This window comes from Candidatus Nanopelagicales bacterium, from assembly GCA_037045355.1.
In the GTDB taxonomy this organism is placed as follows: Bacteria; Actinomycetota; Actinomycetes; order S36-B12.
This window is the reverse complement of sequence record JBAOHO010000026.1, coordinates 40,166-51,665: the sequence shown is the minus strand read 5'-3', so window position 1 is coordinate 51,665 and position 11,500 is coordinate 40,166. Positions and strand designations below refer to the sequence as shown.

The window sequence follows — 11,500 nt, the reverse complement described above, 5'->3', positions numbered from 1 at the left end:
AGTCGTGGCCGATGCCGTGCTCAGCCCTGTTGGACGGGTCCTGATCGGTCACGTCACTCAACTCGGTGGCGGAGTGAGCCGATCAGGGTGTCATGAGGCGGATACGAGTGATACTGAGCGCGGTCGCCGCGCTGTGCGTTCTGTGCGCCCTTGCCGTCCCTCCCGCCCACTCGAAACCCCCGAGAGAGACCACCGGACCGATGACGCCCGCCACGACGCTGGGATGGAACATCTGGGATTCCGCGGCACTCGACTCCACAGAACGATCCCTCGGGCTCCGTGCGGGAGTCGTCGGGATCTTCGCTGACTTCGTCAACAACCCTCTGTTCCCTTTGGAGATGGTCGAGCACATCGCCCGCCGTGGGGCGATTCCGATGGTCGCGTGGGAGCCGTGGGATTCCCATCGCAATACCGCCGTGCAGCCGCGCTGGCAGTTGCGTGACCTGATCAGTGGTCGCCATGACCGACTCATCCGGCGCTGGGCGCGCGCTGCCGCCGCTTGGGGAGGGCGACTGCTGCTCCGGTTCGCTCCCGAGATGAACGGTGACTGGCGGCCGTGGTCTCCGGGGGTCAACGGCAACACCGTCGACCAGTACTCCGCCGCATGGCGCCACACCCGCCGAATCTTCCTCGCCCAAGGAGCCACCAATGTGGAGTGGGTATGGAACCCCTACGTCAGCGCCGGCGAGAGCACCGCGATGCAGGAGGTCTACCCCGGGAGCAAACATGTGGACTGGGTCGGGCTGGACGGTCACAACTGGGGATCCACCCGGTCCCCGGGCTGGCAGACCTACGAGGACATTTTCGCGCCCACGGTCGACACCATCCGGGCGTTGGCCCCCGACAAGCCCTGGATGATCGCCGAAGTCGGCTGCGCTCCGGGGCCGGGCAAGGCGCAGTGGATCCGGGACACACTGACGGCTGCTCACAATGACGGGGCGAGTGCCGTGGTGTGGTTCGAGTTCGACAAGGAGACGGACTGGCGATTGACCGAGTCCGAGGCCACGATCACAGCGGTCCGGGAGATCGCCGGTGGCTCCGGCTGGGTGACCGCGCAGCCATAGCGGCGAACTCGAAACCCACGGACATCCCCCGCTGGCGAACCCTGCTCGGCGGCATCCAACGACACTGTCACAGCCCACGACATGCGTCAGGCCCGAACCCACGGGATGTGGGACGGGCCTGACGCATGTTCTGAGACATCACTGTGGTCGGGGTGGCGGGATTTGAACCCACGGCCTCTTCGTCCCGAACGAAGCGCGCTACCAAGCTGCGCCACACCCCGGCGAACACGGCCCTTGGATTCTAGCCCAGCGATGGGACGGCGCTGGACGCCCCTGCCGCAACGCGGTCCACGCGGGCGCCGTTGTCCGGCCTACCGCCCGTCGTCCGGCCTCAGCGTCCGGTGCCGGCGTAGACGACGGCCTCGCCTTCAGCGTCGAGTCCGAATGCCGTGTGAACTGCGCGGAGGGCCGCATCCGCTGAATCGGTGCGCGTCACGACTGAGATGCGGATCTCGGAGGTGGAGATCATCTCGACGTTGACATCCGCCTTGGCGAGAGCGTCGAAGAAGGTCGCCGAGACGCCAGGATGTGAGCGCATCCCGGCACCCACCAGCGATACTTTGGCGATGCCTTCGTCGCTGGTGAGCCGCTCGAAGCCGATCTCGTCCTGATGATCCAGGAGCGCCTGCAACGCTCGGGCGATGTCACCCTTGGGGCAGGTGAAGGTGACATCGGTCCGGCCGGTCGCTTCGGCGCTGACGTTCTGGACGATCATGTCGACATTGACGGACACGCCCGCCAACGCTCCGAAAATGGCTGCGGCCTCGCCCGGTCGGTCGGGCACTCCGATGACGGTGACTTTCGCGTCGTTGAGGTCGGCGGCGACACCGGCGATGATCGGCTGCTCCATGGTTCCTCCACTCGTGGGATCTGCGACGACCCAGGTCCCCTCCGTCGCACTGAACGTCGATCTGACATGGATCGGGATGTCGGAACGACGGGCGTATTCCACACAGCGCAGATGCAGGACCTTCGCCCCGGCGGCCGCCAACTCGAGCATCTCCTCGTATGACGCCCGATTCAGCTTGCCCGCCCGTGTGACCACCCGAGGGTCGGCCGAGAAGACGCCATCGACATCGGTGTAGATCTCACACACCTGGGCGGACAGCGCAGCCGCGAGGGCCACCGCAGTGGTGTCCGAGCCACCTCGCCCCAGGGTGGTCACGTCCTTGCTGTCGTAGCTCACGCCCTGGAAGCCGGCGACGATGGGGACCGCACCGTCGTCGAGGGCGGCCTGGATCCGGCCCGGGGTGACATCGATGATGCGCGCCTTGCCGTGGACGGAGTCGGTGATGAGGCCTGCCTGGGAGCCGGTGTATGACCGGGCCTCGAATCCGTTGTCGTGGATCGCCATGGCCAGCAATGCCATGGAGATGCGTTCCCCGGCGGTCAACAGCATGTCGAGTTCGCGGCCTGGGGGGTCGGGGGACACCTGATGGGCGAGATCCATGAGGTCATCCGTGGTGTCACCCATGGCGGAGACGACGACCACAACACCGTGTCCGGCGCGGCGGGTCTCGGTGATGCGGCGGGCCACCCGTTGGATCGACTCGGCGTCCGACACCGACGATCCGCCGTACTTCTGCACGATCAGCGCCACGTGTCACTCCCTCGGTCGCGGACCATCGTAGCCGCGCGCCGACCAGGGACCGTCATCTCAGCCGACGGGTCGACGTCCGGCGAATGCCCGGCCGAGGGTGACTTCGTCGGCGAACTCCAGGTCGCCTCCGACAGGAAGCCCACTGGCCAGCCGGGAGACACTGACCCCCAAGTCGGCCAGTAGCCGTGCGAGGTAACTCGCGGTGGCCTCACCTTCCAGGTTCGGATCGGTGGCGATGATGACCTCGGTGATCTGGGAATCCGACAGGCGACGCAGCAGTTCCGCGATGCGCAGGTCATTCGGCCCGATGCCGTCGATGGGGCTGATCGCGCCGCCCAGCACGTGGTAGACGCCACGGAACTCGCGGGTCCGCTCGATGGCGATGACGTCTCGGCTCTCCTCGACGACGCAGATGATGCTGCGGTCGCGGCGGGCGTCGGCGCAGATACTGCACGGGTCGACCTCGGTGGCCCGACCGCATTCCGAGCAGAACTTGACCCGAGCCTTGGCCTCCCGGAGCGCGTCGGCGAGCCGAGCGACATCCTCGGGATCGCTGTCGAGGACGTGGAAGGCGATTCGCTGCGCGCTCTTCGGCCCGATGCCGGGGAGGCGGCCCAGTTGTTCGATGAGGTCACCCATGGCGCCTTCGTACATGTCAGGCCCCCTCGATCTCACCGATCTTGGTGGCACCCAGCTCGCGCATGGCCAGATCGACTCCACTCATGTCGTCCGCCCCGACGTCGGGGTCGTCATGGGAGGGCTCATCGGGGGCGGCATCGAGTCCCGTGGCAGCGGTAGCAGCCACTTCAACATCGATACCGAACGACTCGATCAGCATGGTGCGCAGCATGAGGTCACGCTTGCTCTGCTTGATGGACTTGGCCTGGCCTTCGCTGGGAACCCGGATGGTCAGGACTCCGGCGGCCAGGGACAGCGGTTCGGCGCCATCCCAGTTCGCAGCCGCAACTCGACTGCGCTCGCCGACCTTCGCCATGAGGTCTGGCCACACCGCCGTGATGGAACCGAGGTCGTTGGCGCTTTCTGCGTCTGGTGCCCGTGAGGAGTCGGGCTGGGCAGCGGCGCCGATCGCCTCGGGCTCGGGATCGACCGATGCGGACTGGCGGGCAACGGCCGGCTTGGGGGGCGGCGCCGACTTGGTGGGAGTCGGGGTGCTGCGTATCCAAGCTCGGCAGTTTCGGTGGCCGTGGCGGCTTGGCCCTGTCGGGCGCACCAGGCGTGGCCGCTGCGGCCCGAGGCCTTGTCGGGGGGGACGATTTGTCGGGGTGGGACGACTTCGCGGGCGGGGACGGTTTCGCCGAGGGAGGATCGGATTTCGCGGATCCCGCGTCACCGGCCTTGGACGTCACGGCCGGCTCGGGCATGCTCGGTACCGGTGCAGTGGCGGGCGCCGAGGCCAGTACCGCGAGCCGCCGTTCGACCAGTTCGAGGCGGGCCAAGGTCGCCTCAGGGTCGGAGTCGGAACTGGGGACCAGGAGCCGGGCGGCGATGATCTCCAACTGCAATCGGGGCGAGGTGCTGCCCTTGATCTGGGTCAGGCCGGCATTGACCACATCCGCGTAACGGGTCAGTTCGGTAGGGCCGAATCGGGAGGCCTGCGCCACCAGCACGTCGCGGCGGTCCTCGGAGACGTCGAGGACGTCGGCGGTCGCCGACTCACCCGCGTGCTGGATTACCAACAGGTCGCGCAGTCGGTGCAGCAAGTCGGTCACGAACCGGCGCACGTCATGACCCGATTCGACGGTGCGCTCGACGACATCGAACAGCGCAGAGCCATCGTGATCGGCCACCGCATCGATGATGGCATCGAGGAGCGCGTCGTCGGTGACTCCCAGCTGATCCGCCACCTGGGACTGAGTGAGGCCGTCAGGTCCCGCACCGGCGATCAACTGGCCCATGATGCTCTGCGCGTCCCGGACACTGCCGCCACTGGCGCGCGCGATCAGCGTGAGAGCGGCCGGCTCGAACGCCACCCCTTCGGCATCGCAGATCGCGGCCAGGTTCTGCTGCAACTGGCGCACCGGTACGAGTCGGAACGTGTAGTTGAAGGTCCGCGACCGAATGGTGGGAAGGACCTTGTCGACCTCGGTGGTCGCGAACACGAACTTCACATGCTCGGGAGGTTCCTCGATGAGTTTCAGCAGGGCATTGAAGCCGTCCTTGCTCACCATGTGAGCCTCGTCGATGATGTAGATCTTGAAGCGAGCCTCCGCCGGAACGAAGGCAGCACGCTCGCGAAGTTCCCGGGTGTCGTCGACTCCGCCGTGGCTGGCGGCATCGAGCTCGATCACATCGACCAGACCGCCACCGTTGGGGGCCAAGGCCTGGCAGAACCGGCATTCCTCGCAGGGGTCCGCGGTGGGCCCCTGTTCGCACAGCAACGAGCGCGCCAGGATTCGCGCAGTCGATGTCTTGCCGCAGCCCCGGGGGCCGCTGAACAGGAAGGCATGATGCACGCGGTTGCCCTCGAGAGCACGGCGCAGCGGCTCGGTGACGTGTTCTTGGCCGATGACCTCGCTGAGCCGACTGGGGCGGTAGGTGCGGTACAGGGCCAGGCTCATGGCCACAGGCTACGTGCCACCCCCGACTGGGCGGGAGCGGCCACCCGCTCATCACGTAGACTGCTCGCCGACCCCTCGTGCGGCGTTACCTCACCGAACCTCCCCAGGGCCGGAAGGCAGCAAGGATAAGTGAGCTCTTGCGGGTGCGCGAGGGGTCCCTCATGGGGCACCTTTCCTCGCGGTGCCCTCTCGTGGGAACCCTTCTCGTCGGAGCCTTTCCTCCGGGACCAAGGGCCCGAACTCCCCCGCACCGCGCGACATCGCAGCGAACATCGCTACCGTCGAAACAGAGTCCTCGGCACCTGGTCGTGGCCCCCTTCACGTCCTCGCCCACCCGGGAACTCCGATCGCGGGAAGGGATACCAGATGACAGCCGTCAGCCCCGAAAAGGCACCGCAACAGGACTCCAGCCGGGGAACCCTGGGCCTGCCTCAGGCAACCGCCCTGATCATGGGCGGCATCATCGGCACGGGTCTGTTCGGCCTCCCCGGGCTCGTGGCCTCGTACGGAATGCTCGCGGTCCTGACCCTCGTCATCGTCACCATCGGGGCGGTCGCTCTGGCATTGATGTTCGGCTCGCTCGTGAAACGTATTCCGGCTGCCGGGGGGCCTTATGCCTACTCCCGCTTCTACTTCGGCGACTTCGCCGGTTTCACCAGTGCCTGGCCTTACTGGATCACGGCCTGGGCGGGAAACGCGGGCATCGTGGTGGTGTGGACCTTCTACGTCCAGAACCTCTTCAATCTGGACACCGCCAATACTGCCCTGGCGATGATCATCTCGATGATCGGCCTATGGGTGCCTGCATTCGTGAACCTCGCCGGCGTGAAGAACATGGGCTCGTTCCAACTGATCACGACCATCCTCAAGTTCATTCCCATCATCTTCATCGCGACAGTCGGGCTCGTCATCGGATTCATGCGCGGCAACTTCCCGTCATTCAATCCGTCCGGCGACAACATTCTGTCGGCCATCTCCTCGTGCGCCGCGATCGTGCTGTTCTCCTACCTGGGTGTGGAGTTGGCGTCTGTCGCCGCAGCGAAGATCAAGGATCCCGCCAAGAACGTCCCGATCGCGACCGTCGCCGGCACGCTGGCGTGTGGCGCCGCCTATGTGATGTGTTTGATCGCCGTGTTCGGCATCGTTCCCAACGATGTGCTCTCCAGCACCGAGGGCACCGCGTCGTTCTCGGTCGCGTTGTCGGACATCTTCGGTGGCGCCATCTGGGCGGGTAAGTTGATGTCCGCCTTCGTCGTGATCTCCGGCATCGGGGCCCTGAATGGCTGGACGATGATCTGCGCCGAGATGCCGCAGGCGGCGGCGAACGAAGGACTGTTCCCGCATCTGTTCGCCAAGGTCAACAAGGCGGGCGTGCCCTTCTGGGGGATCATCCTGTCAACGCTCTTGGCCAGTGCATTCACGCTGTTCTCCTTTGCCAGCGCCACCGGCAGCGAAGTACTGACCACGCTGGTACTGCTCACCGGTGTCACCGCCGCCGTTCCCTACTTCTTCTCGGCAGTCGCGCAGCTCTACTACCTTCTGACTGAGGGCAAGCTGGTCAACCCCGCCGCCTTCGCCAAGGAGATGACGATCGCGATCGTGGCCCTGCTGTTCTCCTTCTGGTTCGTCTTCGGATCCGGCCAACAGGCGACCTTCTACGCCTACTTGCTGATCCTGGCGGGCTACGTCGTGCTGTTGGGCCTGTACGTCAAGCGCAAGAGGACCGGTGGCGTGGTCGAGGGCGACTCAAGCGAGGCTCCCGCGGAGGGTGTGAGTTAGCCCGGATGACCCAATCGGGTCCGGATGCCCCGTTCAATCGGTGTTCGGTGAGTGAACCACGTCCGGTGGCGGCGGCGACTTGCGCCCGAACAGGAACCCGAGGCCTACCGATCCGACCAGCCACCAGATCATGGCCACAGTGGGGTTCACGAACGCCAACGGGATGGAACTGAGGAAAACCGCCAACGGTGACAGTGCCCCGAGGACAGCCGCGCGCCGGTAGGCCGATGTCATCGGGACGACGAACAGATTCCCGCGATCAGCGACCCAGAACAGCACTACCTCCATGCCGCTGACCGCGCTGGCGTAGATGGCGAAGACCGCGACGGCCAGCGAGTTCTCCGCATACTCACCGAGCATCGCGGCCGGCAGCGGGAGCAACGCGATAAGGCCGAGGTAGAGGATGATCGCCCGGACGTACGCGCCGTCCATACCCCGGAGGGTCATGGTGAATCGGTGGTTCGCCCGCCAGTAGAACGCCACCACCAGAAAGGCCACGACGAACCCCAGCACTCCCGGCGCCTTGGCCACGATCGCTTCCCACATCACCTCGATTGACGCGGGGTCCCCTTCGATCTCCGGAATGCCGATCTCCACCGCCGCCAGGGTCAGTGCGATCGCGAAGACCGCGTCGCTGAAGAAGACGACGCGGTCGAACGCCACCCCGTCGCCTTCGCGTGGGTAGAAGTTCCGGGTCCACGCCGACACCTGCTCGGTCATGTCCGCACGGTAGTGGTCCGCGACCGAGTTGCACCAGCGCAACACCACCCCGTCTTGACCCGCGGAGCGACCGTGATGACCCGCGGAGCGACCGTGATGACCCGCGGAGCGACCGTGATGGCCGGGGAGCACTCGAATGCCCGGCGGCCATCATCCGGCGGGCATTCGTGGTCAGGTCACTGGTACGTCTCGCCCGCCGAGGCCTTCTCGATCAAGGATTGCGGTGGCGTGAAGCGGTCCCCGAACTCCGCGGCCAGTTCGTTCGCCCTCTCGATGAAACCGGGAAGGCCCCCCTGGTAGCCGTTGATGTACTGCAGCACACCGCCGGTCCAGGGTGGGAATCCGATGCCGAAGATCGACCCGATGTTGGCCTCCGGGACGGACCTCAGGACTCCTTCGTCGAGGCAGCGCACCGAGTCGATGGCCTCGACGAACAGCATGCGTTCCTGCAGTTCGACGAGGTCGATCGAACGTGGGTCGACGTCCGAACCCCAGGTCTCGGCGAGGCCGGACCACAAGGCGACGCGCTTGCCATTGTCGTAGTCGTAGAAGCCGGCTCCGGCGGCCCGTCCGCCCCGCTCGAACTCGACCACCATCTTGTCGATGACCGGGTACGAAGGATGATCGGGGAAGTCCCAGCCTTCGGCTGCGGCTGCCTCCCGGGAGGCTTCGCGGATGCGGCGGGCCAACGTGAGCGCCACCTCATCGAAGAGCGCCAGCGGTCCCGTGGGGTAGCCGGCCTGCAGCGCGGCCTGCTCGATCGATGGGGCGGGTATGCCCTCGCCCAGCATGGCGGCGGCTTCACCCATGAAGGTGCCGATCACCCGGCTGGTGAAGAACCCCCGGCTGTCATTGACGACGATCGGCGTCTTCTTGATCTGCAGGGCAACGTCGATGGCCTTGGCGATGGCCTCGTCGGAGGTCTGTTCGCCCACCACGATCTCCAGCAGCGGCATCTTGTCGACGGGCGAGAAGAAGTGCATGCCGATGAAGTCGGCCGGGCGCGAGATCCCTTCCGCCAAACCCGTGATCGGCAGGGTCGACGTGTTCGAGGCCAACAGCGATCCTTCGGCCATGTAGGGCTCGATTTCGGCGTAGACCTTGTGCTTGAGGGTCGGGTCCTCGAACACTGCTTCGATCAGCAGATCAGCACCCTTGGCATCCGCCGGGTTGTCCGTCGCGGTGATCCGACCGAGGACATCATCCGCGGCCTCGCGGCTCATCTTGCCCCGGCTGACCGCCTTGTCCAGCAAGGCGCGGCTGTAATCCTTGCCCTTGTCGGCAGCTTCCTGCGAGACATCCTTGAGCACGACCTCCATGCCGGACCGCGCGGACACGTAGGCGATCCCCGCGCCCATCATCCCGGCGCCCAGCACCACCAGCTTCTTGGCGCGGTAGGGCGCGTACCCCTCCGGGCGCGCTCCGCCCTTCATGATGTTCTGCAGGTCGAAGAAGAACGCCTTCGTCATGTTCTTCGACACCTGACCGGTGGCGAGATCCACGAAGTACCTGGTCTCGATCCGGTCCGCGGTGTCGAAATCGACCTGAGAACCCTCGACTGCTGCGGACATGATGTGATGCGGGGCCGGCATCGGGGCGCCCTTGATCTGCTTGCGCAGGTTCGCGGGGAAGGCAGGCAACATCGCGGCGAACTTCGGGTTGCTGGGCGTGCCCCCCGGGATCTTGTAACCCTTCACATCCCACGACTGGGTGGACTCGGGATTGGCCTTGATCCAGGCCTTGGCCGCCGCCAGCATCGCGTCCGGATCAGCAGCCAGTTCGTCGACGAGACCGACCTCGAGAGCAGCGGCCGGTTTGCGGCGCTGCCCCTGCAGGAGCACCTCCATCAGCGCCTTCTGCAACCCGAACATGCGCACGGTGCGAGCGATCCCGCCGCCCCCCGGCAGCAAACCGAGTGACACTTCGGGCAACCCGATCTCGCTGCCCTTGACGTCGAGAGCGATGCGTCGGTGACAAGCCAGTGCGATCTCGAGGCCCCCACCGAGCGCAGCGCCGTTGATGGCTGCGACAACGGGGATGCCGAGCGTCTCGATAGTGCGCAGGTTCTGCTTCATGGCCAGTGACTGAGCCTCGAGCTCAGGGGCGTCGTCCTTGGTCGCCTTGCTGAGCAGACCGAGGTCACCGCCTGCGAAAAAGGTCTTCTTGCCGCTGGTCAGGATGACCCCGGTGATGCTGTCGCGTTCCGCGACCAGACGCTGGGTGGTCTCCGCGAGGCTGTCCTGGAACGTCTTGTTCATCGTGTTGGCGCCCTGGTCGGGGTCATCCATGGTGAGGGTGACGATTCCGTCGGCGTCCTTCTCCCACGTGATCATGTTGTTGCTCATTCCTCTCACACCCGCTCGATGATGGTCGCGAGGCCCATGCCGCCGCCGATGCACAAAGTGATCAGCCCGTAACGACCACCGCTGCGCTCGAGTTCGTCGAGCACGATGCCGAAGATCATGGCGCCCGTGGCACCCAGTGGATGACCCATCGCGATGGCGCCACCGTTCACGTTCACGTTCTCGATCGGAAGGTCGAAGTCCTTGGCCCACTTCAACACAACGGCCGCGAAAGCCTCGTTGAGTTCCCACACGTCGATGTCAGCGGGAGTCAGGCCGGCCAGGCGCAGGGCCTTCTCGGTCGCCGGAGTGGGACCCGTGAGCATGATCGTCGGGTCGGCGCCGCTGACCGCTGTGGCGACTACTCGACCCCGCGGGGTCATGCCGGATTCACGACCTGCTTGTTCACTACCGATCAGGAGCAACGCGGCCCCATCGACGATGCCCGAGGAGTTGCCCGGGGTGTGGACATGGTCGATCTTCTCGACCCAGTGGTACTTCTGCAGCGCGACGGCATCGAAGCCGCCCATGTCACCGATCCCGGCGAAGGACGGCTTGAGTTTGGCGAGATCGTCCATCGTGGTGCCGGGTCGCATGTGCTCGTCGTGATCCAGGATCGTGACACCGTTGATGTCCTTGACCGGCACAACGGACTTGGTGAAGTTGCCCGCGCTCCACGCAGCCGCGGCACGTTCCTGAGACAGCACCGCATACGCGTCGACGTCGTCGCGGGTGAACCCCTCGGTCGTGGCGATCAGGTCGGCGCTGATGCCCTGAGGCACGAAGTAGGTGTCGTACGCGGTCTCGGGATCCATCGCCCACGCACCGCCGTCGGAACCCATGGGAATCCGACTCATCGACTCGACGCCACCGGCCACGACGAGTTGGTCCCAGCCGGCACGGACCTTCTGAGCAGCCATGTTCGCGGCCTCGAGGGCCGAGGCGCAGAACCTGTTGATCTGGGTGCCGGCCACCGTGTCGGGCAAACCCGCGGCCAGGGCGGAGGTCTTGGCGATATCGGCCCCCTGGTCGCCGACCGGGGTGACACATCCGAGGATCACGTCGTCGATCAGGGCCGGATCCATGCCGGGGTGACGCGCCTGCAGTTCGTGGAGCAGACCGGTGACCAAGGACACCGGCTTGACCCCGTGCAGGGAGCCGTTCGCCTTGCCGCGACCACGCGGGGTGCGGATGGCCTCATAGATGAATGCTTCGCTCGACAAGATTCGCTCCTCGTCTGCTGCGGGTTGCTCCCGCGGATCGATCCGGGTCGGGTGACCACGGTCTGAACCGAGTGTAGGACGGTTCGTTACTGGCGAGTAACAAGGGGTGGCCGGACGTTCTTCCGGACCCGGGCGCGGGACGCCGAATACCGGATCCGCGGCGGCGCCGGTTCACCGCGGACCGCGTGGCGCG

General features: G+C 65.9%; 9 protein-coding genes, 1 tRNA gene and 1 other RNA gene. 3 read left to right on the top strand and 8 right to left on the bottom strand.

Annotated elements, in window-relative coordinates; genetic code table 11:
* The first annotated feature begins 200 nt into the window (after positions 1-200).
* The gene (locus V9E98_12950; protein ID MEI2717870.1) at positions 201-1,064 is read left to right on the top strand and encodes a glycosyl hydrolase; all 864 of its coding nucleotides are present in this window, start codon (positions 201-203) and stop codon (positions 1,062-1,064) included.
* A gap of 144 nt (positions 1,065-1,208) precedes the next feature.
* On the opposite strand, the gene V9E98_12945 is transcribed toward V9E98_12950, so the two are convergent.
* From V9E98_12945 to V9E98_12925, 5 genes are all read right to left on the bottom strand, one after another.
* Positions 1,209-1,285, bottom strand: a tRNA-Pro gene (locus V9E98_12945).
* 110 nt (positions 1,286-1,395) lie between these two features.
* Positions 1,396-2,664 (bottom strand): aspartate kinase, encoded by a 1,269-nt coding sequence (locus V9E98_12940; GenBank protein MEI2717869.1) that lies wholly within the window; start codon positions 2,662-2,664, stop codon positions 1,396-1,398.
* Between the two features lie 57 nt (positions 2,665-2,721).
* Positions 2,722-3,318, bottom strand: a complete 597-nt coding sequence (gene recR, locus V9E98_12935; protein ID MEI2717868.1) for a recombination mediator RecR — start codon at positions 3,316-3,318, stop codon at positions 2,722-2,724.
* 1 nt (position 3,319) lies between these two features.
* Positions 3,320-3,514, bottom strand: a complete 195-nt coding sequence (locus tag V9E98_12930) for a hypothetical protein (protein ID MEI2717867.1) — start codon at positions 3,512-3,514, stop codon at positions 3,320-3,322.
* Positions 3,515-3,518: 4 nt separating this feature from the next.
* Positions 3,519-5,243, bottom strand: a complete 1,725-nt coding sequence (locus V9E98_12925; protein MEI2717866.1) for a DNA polymerase III subunit gamma and tau — start codon at positions 5,241-5,243, stop codon at positions 3,519-3,521.
* 66 nt (positions 5,244-5,309) lie between these two features.
* On the opposite strand from V9E98_12925, the gene ffs reads away from it, so the two are divergent.
* Positions 5,310-5,406, top strand: an RNA gene (ffs, locus tag V9E98_12920) — signal recognition particle sRNA small type.
* A gap of 203 nt (positions 5,407-5,609) precedes the next feature.
* Positions 5,610-7,022 carry an amino acid permease gene (locus tag V9E98_12915; protein ID MEI2717865.1) on the top strand — a complete coding sequence of 471 codons (1,413 nt, stop codon included), beginning with the start codon at positions 5,610-5,612 and terminating at the stop codon, positions 7,020-7,022.
* Positions 7,023-7,055: 33 nt separating this feature from the next.
* Here V9E98_12915 and V9E98_12910 read toward each other — a convergent pair whose 3' ends face one another.
* The 3 genes from V9E98_12910 to V9E98_12900 all read right to left on the bottom strand — a co-directional run bounded on the left by V9E98_12910 (position 7,056) and on the right by V9E98_12900 (position 11,307).
* Positions 7,056-7,742, bottom strand: a complete 687-nt coding sequence (locus V9E98_12910; GenBank protein MEI2717864.1) for a TMEM175 family protein — start codon at positions 7,740-7,742, stop codon at positions 7,056-7,058.
* Positions 7,743-7,918: 176 nt separating this feature from the next.
* Positions 7,919-10,087 (bottom strand): 3-hydroxyacyl-CoA dehydrogenase NAD-binding domain-containing protein, encoded by a 2,169-nt coding sequence (locus V9E98_12905; protein ID MEI2717863.1) that lies wholly within the window; start codon positions 10,085-10,087, stop codon positions 7,919-7,921.
* 5 nt (positions 10,088-10,092) lie between these two features.
* A complete protein-coding gene (locus V9E98_12900) occupies positions 10,093-11,307 on the bottom strand; it encodes an acetyl-CoA C-acetyltransferase (protein MEI2717862.1) in 1,215 nt (404 codons plus the stop codon).
* Positions 11,308-11,500: the final 193 nt, after the last annotated feature.